The organism is Neglectibacter caecimuris (genome assembly GCF_034335015.1).
GTDB classification, from domain to species: Bacteria; Bacillota; Clostridia; order Oscillospirales; family Acutalibacteraceae; genus Acutalibacter; species Acutalibacter caecimuris_A.
In genome coordinates this window covers 108,703-129,583 of record NZ_JAWXXK010000007.1, presented here as the reverse complement: position 1 = coordinate 129,583, position 20,881 = coordinate 108,703, and the positions used below count along the sequence as shown (strand labels likewise).

The window sequence follows — 20,881 nt, the reverse complement described above, 5'->3', positions numbered from 1 at the left end:
TTCGCACCAGCGGTCTCGCCTGTCGGCTCGGTTGCTGTGTGCCGGTGGCACACGTCCAGCAACGACCGAGTTGACAAACGAGAACGGGTCAGAGCGGTTGCTGTGCCCCAGTGGGGCACAGCAATGTCTGAAGCGACAGCTGAGTTCTCCACTGGAGACCTTCCCCCCACCGGGACGCGCTCACCCCTGAATAGGAGAAAAAGGTTGCTTTGCAGCCTTCTGGGACCACCGTCAGGAGGTGGAGAGATTCCAGTTCGCTATAAACCTGCATTTTACTGGCTATTTGGGCAGAATCCCTCAGTCACGGCTTTGCTGTGGCAGCTCTCCTTTCGAGGGAGCCAAGGGGTGTCATATAAACTACAATTTATCGCCATGTTCCTGTCCTTACTTGTTGCTATTCAACGCCATCATCGTCCAGAATCCAGTATCTAAAAAGCAAAGCAGCAGCTTCAAAACTTGACGTTTTGAAGCCGCTGCTTTGCTTTTTCAACTTTCCCTTTCAGGGGGCTAGCGTTTTATCCGTTTGCCTGCTGAGAGAATTTCTGCTTTACCTTCTGGATCTGCTGCTCCTGAGCCTGCTCGGTGGGGTACCAGCCCTTTTGAGACATGGTTTTGTAGATCTCGTCCTGCATACACAGGGAATCGTTCAGCGCCGTGCTGAAGGTCTGATGCACATTGGCCGTGTTGGATTCAATGGTGCCGTGCAGAAACAGGTCGCACACGCCCTTTTCTGTCAGCAGCAGGTTTTCCATGATATTCTTGTCGTCCATGCTTCTCTCTCCTTTCTTCGTTCTGCGATCACACTAAACTGAAAAAGTCTCCGAAGATCTTTTGATGCTTTCCGTACAGCTGCTGGACGGTCTCACGAAGCCGCTGATCCTGCAGCTTTTGAACGGCCTCCTGGCACTGCGTCATGAAAAATTTTTCATGTCCCAGCGCGTCCTCAATATACAGCAATTCCTTTGGGCTCATGGCCTTTTGCTCCTTTCTGTTGGGTTTGCCTTTAGTATACTTCCATTTTCTTCCGATATACGGAAGAGAGGTGATTTTACCGTACTTGACTTTCCTTGGAGGCCGTGCGAAAATAGCCGTAAGGAAATTTTCGGAAAATGCAAGGAGGCTGTTCTGTATGAAAAAGCTGGCACAGGAATTTAAGGAATTTATTTCCCGGGGCAATGTAGTGGATATGGCGGTAGGCGTTATTATCGGCGGCGCGTTTACCGCGATCGTCAACTCTGTAGTAAATGATCTGATCACTCCCCTTTTAGGGCTTCTGACCGGCGGAATGGATTTTTCCAGCCTTTCCTTCGGCGTTGGGGACGCTCAGTTCTGTTACGGCTCCTTTCTTTCGGCGGTCATCAACTTCCTGTTGATTGCGCTGGTGCTTTTCCTTTTGGTAAAGGGCATAAACCGGCTGCACAGAAAGCTGGCTGCGGAGGACAAGCCCACCGAGCCCACCACCAAGGTGTGCCCCTTCTGCAAAACAGAGATCGACCTGCACGCTATCCGCTGCCCTCACTGCACCTCGGAACTGGAGGAATAAAATAGCGCAGCTTCCAATTTCCGCAGGAAAAAGCATTTCTCTTTTTAATGCCATTGGCCACAAAAGAGGAATGCTTTTTCCTATTTCGGCGAAGCGAACAGAGCGTGTTCCACTTTTTATACTTGCTCCATTTCTTTGCCGACTGCCAGCTTTCTGACAAAAAGCCAGCGGTTCTGAAAAACCCCTTGCCACTTCGACAGGTTTGTGATAGGATATGCTGTTAGCAGGGTATCCCACTTTTGATGGCCGGAGCTCTGCTGAAAAACTTTTTCAGAGTACAGGCGCAAGGAAGTTTAAGGATATGAAAATTGTGATCGTAGGCGACGGAAAAGTAGGCTCCGCTTTGACCGTACAGCTCTCCAGAGAAGGGCATGACGTTGTTGTGATCGACAACAACAAAATGGTATTGGAGGAAATGCAGCAATCCTGGGACGTCAGCGTTGTCCATGGAAACGGGGCCACCCTGAAGATCCAGAAAATGGCCAATGTGGACAACAGCGATCTTCTCATTGCCGCCACCTCCGCCGATGAAACCAATATTTTATGCTGCATTTTGGCAAGAAAGCTTGGGTGCAAGCACACCATTGCGCGGGTTCGCAATCCCGATTATTACCACCAGCTTTTTCTGTTGAAGGAAGAACTGGGCGTAAGCCTGGTCATCAACCCCGAGTATTCCACAGCCCATGAGATTTTCCGGCTTTTGCAGTTCCCTTCCTTCTTAAAGCGGGATTCCTTCGCGAAGGGCCGGGTGGAGATCGTGGAGGTCGAACTGCGGGAGGGCAGCCCGTTAGTGGGCGCTACCTTGGCGGAGCTGACAAAAAAAGTAAAGGTAAAGGTACTGGTATGCGCGGTAGAGCGTGGGAATGAGGTCTTTATTCCGGACGGAAATTTCCGCCTGAAGCCCGGAGACCGCCTTTCCTTCACCGCCTCCTCCAGCGACCTGGCAAAGCTCATTCGCAATTTGGGGCTGACCCAAAAGAAGGTAAAGGACGTGATGATCATCGGCGGCAGCCGCATCGCCTTCTACCTGGCGGAAAATCTTTTGCGCACAGGGGCCAATGTAAAGCTTTTGGAAATTGATGAAACACGGTGCCAGGAGCTTGCGGAGCTGCTTCCCAAGGCCACCATTATCCACGCTGACGGCTCTGACAAAAATATTCTGGATTCCGAAGGGCTTGCCCAGGCGGACGCTGTGGTAACACTGACGGATATCGATGAAGAAAACCTGATCGTTTCCATGTACGCAAACTACCTCGGCACCTTCAAGGTCATTACAAAAATCAACCGCACCGAATATACCGAGGTATTGGGCGGCAAGGGGATCGATTGCGTGGTCAGCCCGAAGGATCTGTGCTGCCATGATATCGTGCGGTATGTGCGGGCCATGGGAAACCGAAAGGGAGAATCTGCTCTGACCTTACACCGCATTGTAGGTGACAAGGTAGAGGCTTTGGAATTCCAGGCCAACAAGCAGCTTCCTCAGCTTGGCAAAAGGCTGGCGGATATAAAGCTCTATCCGAATACGTTGATTGCCTGCCTGACCCGCAAGGGCCGTATCATTATCCCTCAGGGCAGCGACACCATTGAAAAGGACGACACGGTTATTGTAGTGGTAAACTCCGACCGTATTATCAATAATTTAAGCGATATTTTTCTGGAGGACTAAGCGATGAATCACAGAATGATCCTCCGGCTGGTATGCTACATTCTTCGGGTAGGGGCCATTTGCATGCTGCCCGCCCTTGTCATTTCTCTGTTTTGTCAGGAATGGTCCGCCATTATGGGCCTTTGTGCCGCCGTGGTGCTCTCTGCCCTGCTGAGCCTTATTACCTTTCTGCTTCCTCCCCGAACCAAGGAGATCGGCGCCCAGGAAGGCTTTCTCAGCGTGGCATTGTGCTGGATCGCCGTATCTCTTACAGGGGCGCTCCCTTTTTTCCTCAGTGGAGAGATCCCCAATTTTATCGACTGCATTTTCGAGACCGTATCCGGCTTTACCACAACGGGAGCCAGCATTCTTCTCAATGTAGAAGGCCTTTCCAAGGGGCTGCTTTACTGGCGCAGCTTTACACACTGGCTGGGCGGCATGGGCGTGCTGGTCTTTTTGCTGGCGGTGGTTCCCATGGGCAAGGGAAAAAATTCCCTGCTGCATGTGATGCGGGCGGAAAGCCCCGGCCCCCAGGTGGACAAGCTGGTGCCGCAGCTGCAAAAGAGCGCCAAGATCCTTTACACGATCTATATCGGCCTGACGTTGATACAAATCGTTTTGCTGCTGCTGGGCGGCATGTCTCTCTTTGACAGCTTCTGTACTGCTTTTGGCACCGCCGGCACCGGCGGCTTCGGGGTAAAAAATGACAGCATGGCTGGCTACAGCCCCTATCTGCAAACGGTCTGCACTGTGTTCATGGCCCTGTTCGGCATCAATTTCAGCATTTTCTATCTGCTGCTTCTGCGGCAGTTTTCCCGGGTTCTGTGCAATCAGGAGCTTCGCCTTTATTTGGGAGTGATGCTTGGCTCCATTGCCCTGATCACCTGGAATATTCTTCCCCTGTTTCAGGGAAGCGTGAAGGACGCTCTGCACCATGCGGCCTTTCAGGTTTCCTCCATTATGACCACTACCGGCTTTTCCACAGTAGATTTTAACCTGTGGCCCGCTTTTTCCAAAGCCCTTTTGGTCGCGTTGATGGTTTTCGGCGCCTGTGCCGGCTCTACCGGCGGCGGCATCAAATCCGCCAGAGTTTTGCTGATGTTCAAGGCCAGCAAAAGAAGCGTCAAGCGAATGTTGATGCCCCGGTCTGTTTCGGTGGTCCACATGGACGACCAGGTAGTCAGCGAAGATGTGATCCAGAACACCTACAGCTACCTTGCCGTATACGCCCTTACCGCGATCCTTTCCGTTTTGCTGATTTCTGTGGACGAACGCTCGATAGAAACCAACGTTACCGCCGTGCTGGCCTGCCTTAACAACATTGGCCCCGGAATGGATTTGGTAGGCCCTATGAGCAATTATTCGCACTTTTCGGGTTTCAGTAAATTGGTTCTTTCCTTCAACATGCTGGCGGGACGTCTGGAGCTTTTCCCCGTACTGATGCTCTTTGTTCCCCAGGCCTGGAAAAAAAGCTGAAGCGTAACTACTGTGAATTTGAAAAAGAGCGCGTTGCAGAAGAAAGCTGCAACGCGCTTTTTTCAATGCTGGACGGCAGATACAAGGAGCAAGGAAGGGCAGAGCGATAAAATGATAGTTTAGCGGCGAGACGCCGCGGCCATTCGTGCCCCTACTTGGTGCAGGAAAATGATTTCTGACCCGACCACAGGGACACCGGTAAATTGTATTTTCCATAAAACCTTGGCTTTCTCGCCTGTCGGCTCGGTTGCTGTGTGCCGGTGGCACACAGCAACGACCGAGTTGACAAACGAGAATGGGTCAGAGCGGTTGCTGTGCCCCAGTGGGGCACGTTCAGCAATGTCTGAAGCGACAGCTGAGTTCTCCACTGGAGACCTTCCCCCCACCGGGACGCGCTCACCCCTGAAAGGGGAGCTGGCATGCGTTAGCATGACTGAGGGGTTCCTGTCGGAAAGTTGGTAAAACGCAGGTTCTATATGGGTTTTCAGTGAGTTGGAACCTCTCCGCCACGGCTTTGCCGCGCCACCTCCCCTTTCAGGGGAGGCAAGGGATTTCTGCTATTCGTCAGCCCGCCAAATTCCAATTTGCCACACAGTTCCCTTGTGTCATCCTGAGGAACGCAGTGACGAAGGATCTCGTCTTTAATTCCTGGCAAAAGGTCAAGGACAAGATTCTTCGCTTCGCTCAGAATGACAAGGAGAGATCTTTTCCCTTTCTAACAACTAACTACTCACGACTAACGACTAACACGCCAAATTCCAATTTAGCTGCTCTTGATTTTCATTGTTCGTTGCTCATTGCACAAAACGCAATCGGCGTCTGCTCTTCTCTAACAACTAACTACTCACAACTACTCAGTTAAGCCTTTCGCGTTCTTCACAGCATAGAGAAAGAAATTCATATCGACGCCTCTGAAATTTTTCACAGCTTCGTCCACCACCCTCATTCCGTTTCGCACGGCTACCTTTTGTGAGGCGATATGGGTATCTCTGATGGTGGAGTACACGCAGTCCGCGTGAAGCGCGGAAAAAGCGTATTCTCTGCAGGCGATCGCCGCTTCCTGTGCATAGCCCTTGTGCCAATACGCTTTTTGGAACAAATAGCCGATTTCCAAAATTTCTTTTTCTTTCCAGTTTTGGAGGGTCAGGCCGCACTGGCCGATCATCTTCCCTGTTTCCTTCAGCACGACTGCCCAAAGCCCAAAGCCGTATTCCCGATACCGTTTCAGATGCCTATTAAGCCACCCCTGGGCTTCCTCCCGGGTAAACACGCTTTCATAAGCGGCGCGCATAACATCTTCATCACACAGTATTTTACACAGCGCGTCAAGGTCTGCCTGTGTCATTTCCCGCAAAAGCAAACGTTCTGTTTCCAGAATAAGCTTTCCGCAGCCTGGTTTTTTCTCCGTCATTTGTACTACCTCCAACAACTCAGAGAGCGGCAAAAAATTTCAGCTTTCCAGGGAATTGACTACACCCTCCCGGTCAACGGTGAGCACGGAACGGTAGGAAGGATCAAGCTTTTCGATTTCGGCAGAGATCCTTTGAACGATCTCCCCATCGCTTTCCTTCATAGAAAAGGGCGCGGCGATATCAAACACCACATTGGAATGGGTAACGCCCCATACCACTCGGAAATCGTGGATCGATACCTGTGGGTACAGCGTTTTCACACATTCCTCCACCTGCTCCCGAAGGGCGTTTGTCCGCTCGTCCCCGGTGATCACGGGATCCAGATGAATCACCAGATGAATATTTTCTTTTGCGAGAAAATCCCGCTCAATATTATCGATGATATCGTGGCTTTTCAAAATATCCTCTTCCGCCGGTACCTCGCAGTGAACGGAAGCGAAGCACCTGCCTGCCCCATAATTGTGTACTGCCAGATCGTGCAGGCCAATGATCCCGTCATAAGCTAAAATTTTTGTATAGATGGAGCGCACCAGCTCCGGATCCGGTGCTACACCCAATAGGGGGTTGCCGGTTTCCATAATGAGCTTTACGCCGGAAACCACAATAAACACCGCCACAACAAGACCCAGCCAACCGTCCAGATTCAAATCGGTAAACCGGGTAAACACTGCGCCCGCCAGCACCACCGCTGTGGTAATGGCATCGTTGCGGCTGTCCGCCGAGGTGGCGAAGATAGCCTCGGAATCCAGCTTCTTTCCCACGCTGCGGTAAAAGAAAAACTGCCAGAGCTTGATCAAAATGGACGCGGCTAAAATTCCAAAGGTCAGAAGGGAAAAATCCGCCGCTTCCGGAGAAAAGATTTTCTCCACAGAGCTCATGCCCAGCTGAAGCCCTAAAAACAGCACGATGAAAGAAACGATCACTCCGGAAAGATATTCTATTCTGGCGTGACCAAAGGGGTGCTTTTCATCGGCCGGTTTTCCCGCCAGTTTGAAGCCCACCAGCATGATCACCGAAGAGCCGGAATCAGTCAGATTGTTGATGGCGTCCGCCATGATCGCCACACTGTGGGAAAGAAGTCCCGCCGCAAGCTTGACCAGAAACAGCAGAAGGTTGGTGGCAATTCCCACCGCCCCCGCCGCGCGCCCGCTTTTTTCCCGAACCTCCGGCCTTTCGGAATGATCGTAATCTTTAACGAGCAGCCTCATCAACGCGTCAAACATAAATCTCCAGCCTCTCTTACTGAAAAGTAAAGCGCGGCCTTTCGGCCGCCGTTTCATACTCTAAAGCACAATGCTCTTCCCGGTACTGTCGATAGCCACGATCAGGGGAAAATCCTTCAAGGTCAGGCGTTTCACCGATTCACAGCCGAGATCGGAAAACGCGATCACCTCCGCCTTCTCAATACAGTTTGCCGCCAGCGCCCCCGCTCCGCCGATGGCACAGAGGTACACGGCCTCATTGCGCTTCATGGCTTCTATCACTTCTCCGCTGCGCTTTCCCTTGCCGATCATGCACTTGAGGCCCAGATCCAGAAACCTTGGGGTATAGGGATCCATTCTGCCGCTGGTAGTGGGGCCGCAGGAGCCAATGGGAAGCCCCTCCGGCGCAGGCGTAGGCCCGGCATAGTAAACAGCCGCTCCTTTAAGCTCATAGGGCGGCTGTTCTCCCCGATCCAGCAGCTCTGTGATCCTTTTATGAGCGGCGTCCCGGGAAGTATAGACTGTACCGGAAAGCAGCACCCGCTGCCCGGCCCGCAGAGAAGCCGCTTTCTCCTCGAGCTCGGCAGTATTCAATTTGATTTCTTCCATTTCAGCTCACCCTTACCCTGAATTTCTTCCACGGAACAAGCCGTCTGCTTCCGGTATTGTTCTCTCAATCTATTGAAATGCTGTATGCAGTCAGGATTCCAGGAAACCATGCCGGGCAGCTTTTCGCAGGGGAAGCTTTCACAAAGTCCGCAAAACAGCGCGCCGTGTTCCCTGGTACAGGCATGAACTCTGCACCGTCCGGAATCCGCCCACTCGGGAACATAACCGTCCGCTTCGATACAGCCCGGGCATATTCCCTTCCGCTTTTTCGGACAATCCGCACAGGATTCGCCGCAGGCGGTCACAAGAGAAAAATCGAACGCCATATAAGCTCCCCTCTAACGGCCGCTCTTCTCCCAAAACAGCTCGATATGCTCCTGGGTAGGGCCGTAAAGAAAAGCGATGCGGATCTCCAAGCCGTTCAAATCAGCGTCCTTCGGTTCTGTGGTGATCTCATAGCCCTCTTTCCGAATTTCCTCTACCAGCTCATCCACCCGGTCGGTGGCAAAGGCGACATGGGCCAGGGGCCCGCCGGGCGCAAGCTCCACGTCGCTCCCCAAAATCTCCATGCAGCTGTTGTCCCCGCAGGATATCATCAGGCAGGGATACTTCGGGTCTCCCCACTGTCTGATCACTTTCATGCCAAGCAGACGGGTGTAGAAATCCACCGTTTTTTCATACTGCTCCGCCGTGGGCTTTACGGCAATGTGGTGCACTCCCTGAATTTTATTGCTCATACTATGTACCTCCTGACAAGATTATGTGCCTCTTCCGAACCGGTAGAAAAAAGGACGCCGCAGGGCGCAGCGTCCTCTGTATTTCTGTTTTTTCTAAAACGCCGCTGTCATTTTACTTGCGGTTAAAGATCGACATGATATCCGTAAAGGTATCATCATCATCGATCACAGCAGGATCCACCCTGGGCTCCTCCGTGCGGGCAGAGGAAGGAGATACGGAGGGAGTGGAGGAGCTGCTGAGGAAATCATCGTCCTCCAGATCCACCAGATCCAAATTGCTTCTGGCACGCTCTCCATTCATGCCCTCAAAACCGGTGGCGATCACGGTGACGGTCATTTCATCCTCCATGCTCTCATCGAAGGTGGCGCCCCAAATGATATTGGCGTCTTCATGGGCTCGCTCCGTGACGATCTGAGAAGCGGTATCGATCTCATCCAAAGCAATATCGGGAGAGGAGGTGATGTTGATGATCACGCCCCTGGCCCCGGCGATCTTTGTTTCCAGCAGGGGACTGGAGACCGCGGCCATGGCCGCCTGCTCCGCCTTGTCCTTGCCGCTGGCGTGGCCCACGCCCATATGGGCATAACCCGCGTCCTGCATGACGGACTTTACGTCTTCAAAGTCCAGGTTGACGATACCGGGCAGCTGGATCAGGTCGGAAATACTCTGCACGCCCTGACGCAGTACATCGTCCGCCACCATAAAGGCATTGGCAAGGGTAATGCGCTCGTCGCTTACCAGCTTCAGGCGCTCATTGGGGATCACTACTAGAGAATCCACATGCTCCCGCAGGGCGGCAATGCCCTCTTCGGCCTGCTCCATGCGCCTGCGGCCCTCAAAGGCAAAGGGCTTTGTGACGATACCCACCGTCAAAGCGCCCTGCTCCCTGGCGATCTGCGCCACCTTGGGGGCCGCGCCGGTGCCGGTGCCGCCGCCCATACCGGCGGTGATGAACACCATATCGGCATCCTTCAAAGTATTGGCGATCAGCTCGCGGCTTTCGTCCGCCGCCTTTTCTCCCACTTCGGGCTTGGAGCCTGCGCCCCGGCCCTGGGTCAGCTTTTCTCCCAGCTGTACCTTGACAGAGGCCTGAGAGCGCTGAAGGGCCTGCTTGTCCGTATTCATGCACACCAGCTCTACGCTGCGTACTCCGGCGCTGGCAATGCGGTTCACGGCGTTGCCGCCGCCGCCGCCGACTCCTACCACCTTGATCGTCTGCGGCGTATCATCGAGCAGATTGTCAACTTCAAAAGGCATATTCATTTCCTCCTTGGCTCTTTCGGCCCGGAATCTTTTTACACTGTACTCTGTTTCAATTCCGAATTGCCAGCCTTCTCACAGCATGGCAAAGATACCTTATGATATAATCTATCACTTTCCGTGGAAAATTTCAAGAAAATTCTTGAAAAAAGCCGCCTAAAAATCAAAAGAACCTGAAATTTCCATGGAATTGAACTAAATGAAGAGGGATTTACTTCTTTTCCCCTATTCTTCACCGCCGGTAAACACATCGTCCGGGATCCCCTCTGTCCTCGGATTTCCCGAAGGCTCCGGCTGGCTCGCCGGATCGTCTGTCGTGCCCTCCGGAGAGGAAGAAACGGGTTCCTGGGTACCGCTTTGAGCTGGCGGCGCCGGGGTCTGCGCGGAAGCAGCCCCGATTTCACCGGAAGTAAATACCGCATTTTTTGTTTCGCCAGCATGGGAAAGGTCCATAACGCCCTTCTGCCCCGCTTCCAGCTTTTCCAGTTTTTCCAGCGACCGGCAGCCCAAATCTATCTTGTAGTCCAGATCCAACACATTGCCTAGCTGAAGCTCAATGCGGTCCTGATAAAGCAATCGAATATCGGAAAGGTTGGAAATGTCTACCCTGGTAAATTCCTGTGTCATTTCCAGCTCCGCCACTGTTTTCAAGATCGCGTCGCAAGCGTCCTGGGCGCTGCTGTCCTCCAGCCGCAGATGATCTCCCGGCTCCGTATCCAGCGGGGAAAGCCCCAGGATCTGCAGGATCCCATTTTGAGGTTCCTTCTGGTTTTCCAATATTTTCCCGCTGTCATTGACATAGAGCCAGCCTCCGCCGCTGGAAACACAAGCCGCAACCTTGACCGCTGTAACACGGATCTCCAAGGTTCCGGGAAAATGGCGGATAAATTCCACTTCTCCAATATAGGGAAGCTGCTCCTTTAAGGCCTCTTCTCTGCTTCCGGTGGGAAGAAACACCAGGTTTTCCCCGGTTTTGCAGCCAGAGACCCGAAGGATTTCATCGGTTCCGTACTTTTCTATCACATCTCCGGTGATTTTGATGGTGGAAACCTTGAACAGCAAAAATATGGCAAGCAAAACTGTGACCACCGTCATAAACAGCACGGTAAAGGTCAGCATGGCTTTTCTGACGCCTGGGCGTACCGGTTTTTTTCCGCGCCTTTTGGCGGGCGGCGGTCTGTGTCCCGATGGCTCAGGCCTGCGGGGGCGCTCTGAGCTTGTCCTTCCCCGTTCCGGGGATCTCCGTCGATTTTGCAGTTCCCATTCCGGAAGCTCCCAGTCAGGCGGCGGCCGCCGGACAGGGCGAGTTGGGCGAGCAGGCCGCCGCTCCTCCCCGGAACGAAAGGAGCGGTTTTCCTGCACTGGATGGGGGCGTTTGGGGGGCGGCGCATTGCGGGAATGGGAGCTGATATCTTCAAAATCTCTTTCCCACATGCCGCTCTTTCTCTCTTTTTTTGCCACGGGCCCGCCCCCCCTTTCCTGAGTTTTCATTTTCCTGACTTTTCAGCGCTCCACTTCCCGGATCCTGGCTCCCAGATCCGCCAGCTTTCCGGCAATATCCTCATAGCCCCGGCGAATGTATTCCGTGCCGCTGACCTCGGTTCTGCCAACGGCTGCCAGACCGGCTACCACCAGCGCCGCGCCGCCTCGCAGATCTGCCGCCTGCACCGGCGCTCCAGTGAGCCTTTCCACACCTTCCACAACGGCTACCTTGCCCTCCACCTTGATATTTGCTCCCAATCTTTGCAATTCGGAAGAATGTTTATAGCGGTTCTCGAATATGTTTTCTACAAAGATGCTGGTTCCTTTCCCTACAGCGGCCATGCTCATCACCACCGGCTGTGCGTCTGTGGGGAAGCCGGGATAGGGCATGGTCCTGATATGTTTTACGGCGCTCAGTCTGCAAGGAGCGGTGAGATTCAGCGCTCCGCCCAACTGACGTACCTGACAGCCGGATTCCTCAAAGGGAGAAAGCATGGGAAGAATGTGGGTATTCTCCACCCCCTTCAGGGTGATGTTGCCGCCGGTGACCGCCGCGGCGGCCATGTAGGTGGCAGAGACGATGCGGTCCGGCATCACACGGTGCTCGCTGCCGTACAGCTCCTTTACCCCATCAATGATCACACAGCTTTCGCCCGCTCCGTAGATCCTGCCGCCACATCGGTTCAGGTAAGCGGCAAGGTCGCTGATCTCCGGCTCTCTGGCCGCGTTGGCGATCACAGTGGTCCCTTCCGAGCAGACAGCGGCCAGCATCACATTCTCTGTGGCGCCCACACTGGGAAACGCCAGAGATACATAGGCCCCCTTCACTCCATGGGGCGCCCGGCAGTTCAAACAGCCGCCGGACTCCGTGATCTCCACCCCCAGCTTTTCCAGGGCAGACAGGTGGAGATCAATGGGCCTGGGGCCCAATTCGCAGCCGCCCGGAAAACAGAGCCGGGCTTCCCCGCACCGGGAAACGATCGCGCCCAAAAATACAATGGAGGAACGCATGCCCCGCATCAGGTCGTGGGGAATCTCACAGCCTGACATGGCGTTGTCTACCGTGAGGGTATCTTCCTCCCGAATACAGCGGCACCCCAGATGCTCCAGAATGCGCACGGCCGTATCCACATCGGTCAGTTTGGGGCAGTTGTGCAGCACTGTCTGCCCCTTGCAGAGCACAGCGGCCGCAAGCAGTGGAAGCGTGCTGTTTTTCGCTCCCTGAATGTCGATCTCCCCGCTGAGCTCAGCGGGGCCGTCAATAATGATCATAGGGAACACCTCGTCATGTTAGTTGATACTATCTTATGAAGTGTTCCGAAATCGGTGAAAGGGAATTACCCTTTCACCGCGGACTTGATGACCTGATAGATCCGTTCGTTGGCGTCCAGGATCTCCATTTTCCCCGCGTTTTCTCCCAGAGAAGTAAGACGCGTGGGATCGTTTAATATTTTTTGAACCTTTTTCCACAGCGCTTCGCCGGACAAGTCTTTTTCTTCCAGGATCTCCGCCGCTCCCCGGCGCACCAGGGCCATGGCGTTGTGATACTGGTGATTTTCCGCCACATTGGGCGAGGGGATCAAAATGGAAGCCTTTCCCTTTGCCTCGATCTCCGTCAATGTCATGGCGCCGGCCCTGCCGATTACCAGGTCGGCGGCGGCCAGGCACTGAGGCATGTTGTCAATGTACTCCAAAAGGCGGATCTGCGGGCTCTTTTTCGGCTCCAGCCCAAACTCCCGCACCTCGTCCAGAAATTTTTCATCGTGCTGGCCGTAGCCGTGAATATGCTGATATTCTCCCGTTTTGGCGCTTTGCGCCAGCATATAGGCCGCTGCCTTATTCAGCGCGGAGGCTCCCAGGCTTCCGCCAAAGGAAAGCACTACCGGTCTGTCGTCCAGGCCCAGGGCCTTGCGGGAGGCTTCCCGTTCCGCCAGAAGCACCTCGCCCCGCACCGGATTTCCGGTAACGGTACAGGAAACGGAATCCGCAAAATACTTTCTGGCGTCCGGTACCGCCAGCATGACGGTTTTTACCCTGTGGGCCAGAGCCTTGGTCGTCACGCCCGGGTAAGCGTTGGATTCATGGATCACGCAGGGGATCCCCAGCTTTGCCGCTTCCCGGATCACCGGGCCGCTGACATAGCCTCCTGTTCCCACACAGACGTCAGGGCGGAATTCCTTCAGGATCTTTTTCGCCTCCGCCGTGGCGGTAAACATGCGCACCACGGTTTGAGCGTTGCGCACCAGGTTTTTCGGCGTCAGCTTTCGCTGAAAGCCGGAAATATGAACCGTTTTTATGGGATATCCGGCCTTTGCCACCAGCCGCTCTTCCATGCCACCTTTATTTCCCACATACAGAATCTCGGCATCTGGCTCCTTTTGTCGTAAGTATCCGGCGGCCGCCAGGGCCGGGTTGATATGCCCGGCTGTTCCGCCTCCGGTAAATAAAACCTTCATACAGTACCTCCGATGTTTCAAATGGATCGATCTCATTTTTCAGCAAAGGCTACGTTTTTTCCACGTTGGAGCTTCGGGAAATATTCAAAAGCACGCCCATTTCTCCCAGCAGCATCAAAAGGGCCGTGCCTCCATAGCTGAAAAAGGGCAGGCTGATTCCCGTATTCGGCAGGGTGTTTGTGACCACACAGATATTGAGCACGGCCTGAAGCCCTATTTGGAACGTGATCCCCAGCCCCAGCAGCATGCCGAATTTGTCTCTGGCGTGAAGGGAAACATACATGCTGCGCCAGATCAGCAGACTGAACAGGATAATGACCACCAGCGCCCCTACCATACCCAGCTCTTCACAGACGATGGCAAAAATAAAGTCGTTTTGCGGTTCCGGCAGATAGAGATATTTCTGCCGGGACTGTCCCAGCCCAACGCCCAGCAGGCCGCCTGAGCCAATGGCGTACAGAGACTGCCGGGTCTGCCAGGTATCTACCCCTTCCGGCGGGTCAAAGGGATTCAGCCACCCGGCGATACGATCCACCTGATATCCGCCGGAGGAAAGCACCAGAAACAGCAAAGCGCCTACCACCAGGACCCCGCCAAAGGCAAAATAGCGGAATCTTGTGCCGCCCAGGAACATGAGGATCACGCCCAGTCCCAAAACGATGATGGTGGCGGAAAGGTGATTTTCCAAAAAAATCAAAGCGGCGGGCAGGCCGATGATCAGAATAAACGGCGCCACGCCATGGCGAAAGGTACCCATTTCGCCGACATGCTGAGAAATATAGTGGGCGCACAGGGTAATGACCGCAAATTTTGCCACCTCTGAGGGCTGAAAGCCCAGGGGTCCCAGCTGAAGCCAGCGGTTGGCGTCTCCCTCCATAGGGGCAAGCTTTGTCCCCTTAAAGGCCAGCACCATCAGAAGCAGGAGAATCGCCCCGCCGTAAAGCAAAAACGCCATATTGTGAAAACGATGATAATCAAAGGTGGAAATGACCAGCATAGCGATCACGCCCACAATGGCGAAAACGCCCTGCCGCTGGATATAGTAGTAGCTGTTTCCGCCTTCGTTATAATAGCTGTAGGCATAGCTGGCGGAAAACAGCATCACAAGCCCGATCGCCAGCAGCACCATAATGAAAATAAAGAGAGGCATATCCAGGCCCGTGCCCAGGGAGAACAAGCTGAATTTTTTTGCCCGGCGCTGTCTGCGCTCTTCTCTGGTGGGCTTCGGCTGATTCCGCTCGTCCTCAGGCGGAACGTACTGTGGGATCCTGCGCAGCCCGCGTGTGACGCCGCCTCCGGCTTTTCCTATGGTTTTTCCGATGGAAGCCAATTTGGATCCTCCCTTCTGAATGCTGGATTTTCACATAACCCCAAAAATGAATTTGCTCTTTTTAGGGACTGCCTTCAATATTGTGCGCGAAAAGCTTGCGTTTAGCCAATCGCAACGCAAAGAACGCCCAGCGCGCCGCCTAAAAGAGCAACAAATCCAAACACGGCGCAGATCTTTACCTCACTCCAGCCGCACATTTCAAAATGATGATGGATCGGAGACATTTTGAACAGCCGCTTTCCATGGGTCGCCTTAAAATAAGTGACCTGTAGCACTACGGAAAGGATCTCCGCCCAATACACCAGGCCCATGGGCAAAAGCAGCACGGGCATATCTATCCCAAACGCCAGGGCGGCCACCATTCCCCCTAAGAACAGGGAACCGGTATCCCCCATAAACACTCTGGCCGGGTGGAAATTCCATACCAGAAAGCCGATACAGGCCGCAGCAGAAGCCAGGCCCATTGCAGAAAGTCCGGTCATAGAGCGAATTCCGGCACACAGCGCCAAGGCAAGAAACACAAAGAAGGTCACAGTGGAGTTCAAACCGTCGATCCCATCGGTAAAGTTTACAGCATTGACCAGGCCCACGATCAAAATGGCCGCCAGAATATAATAGCCAAAGCCCAGATCAATTTTCCCCAAAAACGGAATGGTGGTGGCGGTATTTCCGCCAGCCAGAGCTAAAGAGCCCAGATACGCGGCGGCAACGGCAAATTGCAGCACCAGCTTTTGCCGCTCTGTCAAACCCAGATTGCGTTTCTTCACCACGCCGATATAATCGTCCATAAAGCCGATGGCACCGAAGGCCAGGGCCATGCCCAGCCCGGCGAAGAGCTTCACCTTCATGAGCAGCGTTTCAGATACTCCCATAGAGTAGAACACAGGTACGCAGGCGCATACCGCCACGGTAATGCCGATGATGAACATCAGGCCGCCCATGGTAGGGGTTCCCTGCTTTCCCTTGTGCCAGCTGGGGCCGATCTCCCGAATGGTCTGCCCGAAGTGGAGCCGATGCAGAAACGGGATCAAAAATTTCCCAAGCAGAGCCGTAAGGCCGAAAGCCAGAGCCGATACCGCCGTGAATAAAATACTGTTGCTCATTCCTAAAACCCCTCTTTACCGCTTCTTTCTTTTTCAGGGTCATCAGACCCTCAAAGGTCAATCCAAATGGACAAAGGTTGCCGTTTCATCAATGTTATCCAGGAAGGTCAGGGTGATCACAGTTCCCTGCTTTACCATTTCTCCCGGGGAAATATCCTGCAGGCTGACGGTAGCGGAATCTGATACCGCGCCGGACAGACTGATCTGCACCTGGCTGACCCCCGCCAGATAATTGGCGTTGGCAATATCCATACCCTTGAAATCCGGGACCTCCACCATGATATCCTCTTCGCTGTACTCCTTGGTGTACAGCACCACCTTGCCGCCCTTGGGAACAGGAGAACCGCTTTCCGGGATCTGCTGGGTCACAATGGCCTTGCCGTCTTCCTCCACGCCGATCACGCTGTAATCGAGCTCCATGGACTTCAGCTGGTCGTAAGCCTCCTCCAGGGTGATCCCGGTCACAGTGGGAGAAACCAGATCCAGGTTCTCATACTCTTCTTCCGTATACTTCGCTTCGATGCCCAGATAGGGCAGCACTTCGCCCATGATCTTGGAGAAGATCGGGCCAGCCACCGCGTTTCCGCCGGTGAGGCCGCCGTTGCTGGCGCCGTCCGGCTCGTCAAAAAACACCAGCAGGGCGTACTGAGGGTCCTCTGCCGGGGCGAAGCCGCAGTAAGAGGCAATATACTGCATGCCCTTGCTTCTGTCTTCGTTATATTGGGCGATCTTTTCCGAGGTTCCGGTCTTTCCGCATACCCGATAGCCCGATACATAACCGCCGTTGGCCGTGCCGGAGGCGGCGTTGTATTGCAGAATGGAGGTGATGGATTCCGAGGTCTTTTCCGAGATCACCTGCCGGCGGTAGCCTGTATCCGCCGTTTTTACGATATTGCCTTCGCTGTCTACAATGCGGTCCACCACATGGGGCTTTACGAGATATCCCCCATTGGCCACCGCCGCGCTGGCGGTGATCATTTGAACAGGGGTGATACTGAAGTTCTGGCCGAAGGCCTCTGTGGCCAGCTCCGCGGGGCCCATATCCTCCACATCGTGATACAGGCTCCCGGATTCGCCGGGCAGGTCGATGCCCGTCTGCTCTGTAAAGCCAAAGGCCTCCCGGTATTTACAGAAGGTTTCCGGCCCCAGCATATCGCCCAGATGGATAAACCAGGGGTTGCAGGAATTGTACAGCCCTTCCCGGAAGGTTTCTGTACCGTGGCCGCCGTGCTTCCAGCAGCTGATACCGTCTTTTACGCCTTCTACGATCATATTTCCCGTACAGGTAAAGGTGCTTTCTTCCGAAATGACACCTTCCTCCAAGCCCATAGAGCCGGTACACATTTTGAACACGGAGCCGGGATAATAAGTATCGCTGACGGCCTTATTTCGCCATTGCTTGTACCAGGCCGCCGTGGTGGCTTCCTCTCGCTTTTCCTCCGGCAGAGCTTCGATCTCCTTGAGCATATTTTCGTCCCGAATGGTAAAAGGATCGTTGGGATCATAGTTGGGGTTGGTGGCAAGGCCGATCACCGCGCCGGTGTTTACGTCCATCATAATGGCCACCGCGCCGTTTTTTACCTTGTATTTTTCAATTCCCTCCGCCAGATATTTTTCCAGAATGCTCTGTACGGTCTCATCGATGGTCAGCACCAGGTTGTTGCCGTCCTGGGCAACGTTATACTGTTCATATTCAAAGGGCATATCGGTCCCCACCGCGTTTTTGGCGGCGACCAGCCTGCCCGCGGTTCCCCGAAGCTCTTGGTCATAGTAGCGCTCCAGGCCTTCCAGGCCCTGAGAATCCGAACCGGTAAAGCCCAGCACGTTAGAGGCCACTGTGCCGTAAGGGTAATACCGTTTGTAATCCGGGATCATTCGAACGCCGCTTTCAATTTCATTTTCCTTCAGGAATTCGTTGATTTCGTCCCGGATATTGGTTTCCACACGCCATTTTAAGTAAGAAAAGTAAGAGCTCTCTCCGGTTTTTTCATAGATTTTTTCCTCGTCCATCTCTAAAATCGACGCAAGTCCGGCAGAAACCTTTCTGCGCAGCGCTTCATCGTCCTTCAGGTAATTCGGTTCCAGTACCACCGTCCACACGCTGGCGCTTTGGGCCAGTACCTTTGTGCCGGTAGCGTCATAAATCGTTCCCCGCATGGCGGGCACGGCAGTGCTTTGCAGGCTTTGATCGATAGCCTTTGCCCGCAGCTCTTCTCCCTGCACAATCTGCCAGCGAAACAGGCTCATCATGACAAAACCGAACCCCACAAAGATCAGGAGCCCAGTAAGCCACTTGGCACGTTTTGTCATTCTTTCCGTTGTTCCCTTTGCCATCGTTATAACCGTTGCTTTTGCGCCGGCAAAAGCATCCTTTCCACACCGAATACCCGAGAAAAAACACCTGAGCTTTACTAGCAAAACGAGAGTCAAGATTCCTCTTGGCTCTCCTCCCTTCCGCAGCGCCGGAAGTAGCGCATTCTCGCAGACCAGCCCCAGACAGCCAAAAGGCGCCGGGGCTTTTCCTCTGCGGATGTTTCATCGGTCGTCTAGGGGTTTGTTTGAAAATAGAGAAAATGCCGGATTTTTGTACAAGGCGAGACGGTTTCAAGGCGGAGGACCACAAGGATTTCCAACACAGAAATCCGTCCGCATTGTGCAAAAAGACGGCGTTTGCGATTTTTCAAACAATCCCGAATCTTAAACAGCCATTTTATCATATTCCCGCCATGCTTTCCTTATGCCACTCTGAGAAAGGAAAGGCGGCCTTCTGAACGGCTGAGCCCCGGATTTAGCAGGCAGCGCAGTAATACTCTCCCACTGCCATCTCCTCCGCGGCATATTCGGCGGCGATGGGCTGGGGCGTCACATCTGTTCCGTCCTTTTCGGCGGAAACAGCGTATACCGTTACCGCGCCGGATATCAGCGCCAAAACCACCACTGCCGCTACGATCATTCTTTTTGCTCTTTTCATAAATCGGACACCTCCTGCTTCCCTTCCGCCGCGGAATTTTTCCGCAATCAAGTTTTATTTTCCAAGTGACCCAGCCAAACGAGCTAGGCGAACCAACACCGTATCGTTGAGAAAAGCTTATCGATCAGCGAGCCTTCCTGAACCGTTTGCATCACCTGGCCCTTATCCTGCTGAGCCACATTGACATAGCTGATCTGACGGCTGGAAACCTTGCTCATGCCCAATTCATCGGCGGCGTATTTTTCCACCTCGGAGCCGTTCATTTTCTGGGCTGCCCTCATATTCAGCTGTACCTCCAGGCTTTGGCTTTCCGCCAGGTCCTGATTTGCCGCGTTGATTTGCTCGGTCAGCATGGCCAGCTGCTCCTGGCTGTACACCATTGCCACAGCGATGATCACAAACACGGAAAAGCTGAGAACCGCCATCATGGCCCGGAGAGGGTGGCGCTTCGGCTTCGCGTTCTTTTCCAGTTCCTTTTGCGGGAGCTCTACAATATTCGGCGCTTTCCGGGGCTGCTCCCGCTTCGGTGCTCTGGCAGGAGCCGTATTGTCATAATGGGATTCAAACAAGGAAAAATCGTATGCTTCTGAACGGCTTGCCATAGTGTTCTCCTTCTTTCCTGAAATTCTCTATTTGCCTGTCTCCCGGAGGAGCAGCCCGGTGCTGCCCGGCTGCTTCAACTGACTGCTGAAGCCCGCTCCCCCGGAAAACTGAATCATTCTACGCTGTTCTTTTCTATCGCCCGAAGCCGCGCGCTTCTGGCTCTGGGATTTTCCTCCACCTCCCGCTGGGAAGGGGTGAGGCCTCTTTTATAAACCAATTCACCCTGAGGCTTTCTGCCGCAGACGCACACGGGAAAATCCTTCGGGCAAACGCATCCCCGGCACCATTCGTTCATCTGCTGCTTGACGATGCGGTCCTCCAGAGAATGGAAAGTGATCACCGCAAACCGTCCGCCGGGCTTCAAAATGGAAAACCCTGCCAGAAGCCCTTCCTGAAGCCTGTCCAGCTCGCCGTTGACGGCGATCCGCAGTGCCTGAAAGGTTTTTCGCGCCGGATGCCCCTGCTCTCTGCGCACCGCGGCGGGCACAGAGGTCTTTATCACTTCGGCAAGCTGACCGGTGGTCGTAATGGGAGCCTGCTCCCTGGCCCGGCAGATGCCGCTTGCGATCCTGTTGGCGTTTTTTTCTTCTCCGTAGCGAAAGATGATGTGGGCCAGCTCCTGCTGGGAAAGGTTGTTTACCAGCTCTCCGGCAGTAACACCCTCCTGACTCATTCGCATATCCAGCGGAGCGTCATTGTGGTAAGAAAAGCCCCGCTCCGGGGTGTCCAGCTGATAGGAAGAAACGCCGATATCCAGCAGAATTCCGTCCACCGCTTCTATTCCACGCTCCCTTGCGAGCTCATCCATACGGGAAAAATTTCCCTGGGCGATAATGGAATTGGGGTAGGGCTTCAGCCGCTCCCCCGCCGCCCGAATGGCGTCGGGATCCTGGTCGATGGAAAGCAATGTTCCGGTGGTGAGGCGCTTTAAGATCGCTTCTGAATGGCCGCCGCCTCCCATGGTGCCGTCAATATATGTTCCATCAGTCCGAAGCTTCAGGGAATCCAGGGTCTCTTCAAACAAAACCGGCGTATGCTTAAATTCCATGGC

The 20,881-nt window shown here is 53.9% G+C and carries 21 protein-coding genes; 4 read left to right on the top strand and 17 right to left on the bottom strand.

From position 1 onward, the window contains the following. Positions 1 to 515 precede the first annotated feature (515 nt). Together U8T64_RS11120 and U8T64_RS11115 are read right to left on the bottom strand one after the other, a co-directional pair. A complete protein-coding gene (locus tag U8T64_RS11120; RefSeq protein WP_322183535.1) occupies positions 516 to 770 on the bottom strand; it encodes a spore coat protein in 255 nt (84 codons plus the stop codon). Positions 771 to 798: 28 nt separating this feature from the next. Then, positions 799 to 972, bottom strand: coding sequence for a hypothetical protein (locus U8T64_RS11115; RefSeq protein WP_322183533.1), 174 nt, complete (start codon positions 970 to 972; stop codon positions 799 to 801). Between the two features lie 157 nt (positions 973 to 1,129). Here U8T64_RS11115 and mscL point away from each other — a divergent pair, with 157 nt between their 5' ends. The 3 genes from mscL (at position 1,130) to U8T64_RS11100 (ending at position 4,664) form a co-directional block, all read left to right on the top strand. Next, complete coding sequence (mscL, locus tag U8T64_RS11110; RefSeq protein ID WP_322183531.1) at positions 1,130 to 1,543, top strand: large conductance mechanosensitive channel protein MscL; 414 nt, start codon at positions 1,130 to 1,132, stop codon at positions 1,541 to 1,543. Between the two features lie 301 nt (positions 1,544 to 1,844). Beyond that, on the top strand, positions 1,845 to 3,209 hold the full coding sequence (trkA, locus tag U8T64_RS11105) for a Trk system potassium transporter TrkA (protein WP_322183529.1): 1,365 nt from the start codon (positions 1,845 to 1,847) through the stop codon (positions 3,207 to 3,209). Positions 3,210 to 3,212: 3 nt separating this feature from the next. After that, positions 3,213 to 4,664, top strand: coding sequence for a TrkH family potassium uptake protein (locus U8T64_RS11100; RefSeq protein ID WP_322183527.1), 1,452 nt, complete (start codon positions 3,213 to 3,215; stop codon positions 4,662 to 4,664). Positions 4,665 to 5,514: 850 nt separating this feature from the next. Here the strand turns inward: U8T64_RS11100 and U8T64_RS11095 are convergent. The 12 genes from U8T64_RS11095 to U8T64_RS11040 form a co-directional block, all read right to left on the bottom strand. Beyond that, entirely contained in the window at positions 5,515 to 6,075 is a 561-nt protein-coding gene (locus tag U8T64_RS11095; RefSeq protein WP_322183525.1) for a GNAT family N-acetyltransferase, read from the bottom strand. A gap of 39 nt (positions 6,076 to 6,114) precedes the next feature. After that, on the bottom strand, positions 6,115 to 7,299 hold the full coding sequence (locus tag U8T64_RS11090) for a cation diffusion facilitator family transporter (RefSeq protein WP_322183523.1): 1,185 nt from the start codon (positions 7,297 to 7,299) through the stop codon (positions 6,115 to 6,117). Positions 7,300 to 7,359: 60 nt separating this feature from the next. Then, positions 7,360 to 7,887: a FumA C-terminus/TtdB family hydratase beta subunit gene (locus U8T64_RS11085; protein WP_322183521.1), complete on the bottom strand. Its 528-nt coding sequence runs from the start codon at positions 7,885 to 7,887 to the stop codon at positions 7,360 to 7,362. Continuing rightward, complete coding sequence (locus U8T64_RS11080; RefSeq protein ID WP_322183519.1) at positions 7,869 to 8,213, bottom strand: DUF3795 domain-containing protein; 345 nt, start codon at positions 8,211 to 8,213, stop codon at positions 7,869 to 7,871. Before U8T64_RS11080 ends, U8T64_RS11085 begins: the two co-directional genes overlap by 19 nt. Positions 8,214 to 8,225: 12 nt before the next feature. Next, entirely contained in the window at positions 8,226 to 8,624 is a 399-nt protein-coding gene (locus U8T64_RS11075) for a VOC family protein (protein ID WP_322183517.1), read from the bottom strand. Between the two features lie 112 nt (positions 8,625 to 8,736). Next, the gene (gene ftsZ, locus U8T64_RS11070) at positions 8,737 to 9,882 is read right to left on the bottom strand and encodes a cell division protein FtsZ (protein WP_322183515.1); all 1,146 of its coding nucleotides are present in this window, start codon (positions 9,880 to 9,882) and stop codon (positions 8,737 to 8,739) included. 228 nt (positions 9,883 to 10,110) lie between these two features. Beyond that, complete coding sequence (locus U8T64_RS11065) at positions 10,111 to 11,346, bottom strand: cell division protein FtsQ/DivIB (RefSeq protein WP_322183513.1); 1,236 nt, start codon at positions 11,344 to 11,346, stop codon at positions 10,111 to 10,113. 42 nt (positions 11,347 to 11,388) lie between these two features. Continuing rightward, the gene (gene murA, locus U8T64_RS11060) at positions 11,389 to 12,639 is read right to left on the bottom strand and encodes a UDP-N-acetylglucosamine 1-carboxyvinyltransferase (RefSeq protein ID WP_322183511.1); all 1,251 of its coding nucleotides are present in this window, start codon (positions 12,637 to 12,639) and stop codon (positions 11,389 to 11,391) included. A gap of 65 nt (positions 12,640 to 12,704) precedes the next feature. Then, positions 12,705 to 13,823 carry an undecaprenyldiphospho-muramoylpentapeptide beta-N-acetylglucosaminyltransferase gene (murG, locus tag U8T64_RS11055; RefSeq protein WP_322183509.1) on the bottom strand — a complete coding sequence of 373 codons (1,119 nt, stop codon included), beginning with the start codon at positions 13,821 to 13,823 and terminating at the stop codon, positions 12,705 to 12,707. A 49-nt stretch (positions 13,824 to 13,872) separates the two neighbouring features. Continuing rightward, the gene (ftsW, locus tag U8T64_RS11050) at positions 13,873 to 15,153 is read right to left on the bottom strand and encodes a putative lipid II flippase FtsW (protein WP_322183507.1); all 1,281 of its coding nucleotides are present in this window, start codon (positions 15,151 to 15,153) and stop codon (positions 13,873 to 13,875) included. Positions 15,154 to 15,254: 101 nt separating this feature from the next. Beyond that, on the bottom strand, positions 15,255 to 16,256 hold the full coding sequence (gene mraY / locus U8T64_RS11045; RefSeq protein ID WP_322183505.1) for a phospho-N-acetylmuramoyl-pentapeptide-transferase: 1,002 nt from the start codon (positions 16,254 to 16,256) through the stop codon (positions 15,255 to 15,257). A gap of 57 nt (positions 16,257 to 16,313) precedes the next feature. Further along, positions 16,314 to 18,566 carry a penicillin-binding transpeptidase domain-containing protein gene (locus tag U8T64_RS11040; RefSeq protein WP_322183503.1) on the bottom strand — a complete coding sequence of 751 codons (2,253 nt, stop codon included), beginning with the start codon at positions 18,564 to 18,566 and terminating at the stop codon, positions 16,314 to 16,316. On the opposite strand from U8T64_RS11040, the gene U8T64_RS11035 reads away from it, so the two are divergent. Continuing rightward, positions 18,550 to 18,957, top strand: a complete 408-nt coding sequence (locus U8T64_RS11035; RefSeq protein ID WP_322183502.1) for a hypothetical protein — start codon at positions 18,550 to 18,552, stop codon at positions 18,955 to 18,957. The two genes, U8T64_RS11040 and U8T64_RS11035, sit on opposite strands and share 17 nt — an antisense overlap. Positions 18,958 to 19,044: 87 nt before the next feature. On the opposite strand, the gene U8T64_RS11030 is transcribed toward U8T64_RS11035, so the two are convergent. From U8T64_RS11030 to rsmH, 3 genes are all read right to left on the bottom strand, one after another. Next, a complete protein-coding gene (locus U8T64_RS11030) occupies positions 19,045 to 19,227 on the bottom strand; it encodes a hypothetical protein (protein ID WP_322183500.1) in 183 nt (60 codons plus the stop codon). Positions 19,228 to 19,310: 83 nt separating this feature from the next. Next, positions 19,311 to 19,829 (bottom strand): hypothetical protein, encoded by a 519-nt coding sequence (locus tag U8T64_RS11025; protein ID WP_322183498.1) that lies wholly within the window; start codon positions 19,827 to 19,829, stop codon positions 19,311 to 19,313. Between the two features lie 113 nt (positions 19,830 to 19,942). After that, positions 19,943 to 20,878 carry a 16S rRNA (cytosine(1402)-N(4))-methyltransferase RsmH gene (gene rsmH, locus U8T64_RS11020; RefSeq protein ID WP_322183496.1) on the bottom strand — a complete coding sequence of 312 codons (936 nt, stop codon included), beginning with the start codon at positions 20,876 to 20,878 and terminating at the stop codon, positions 19,943 to 19,945. Positions 20,879 to 20,881: the final 3 nt, after the last annotated feature.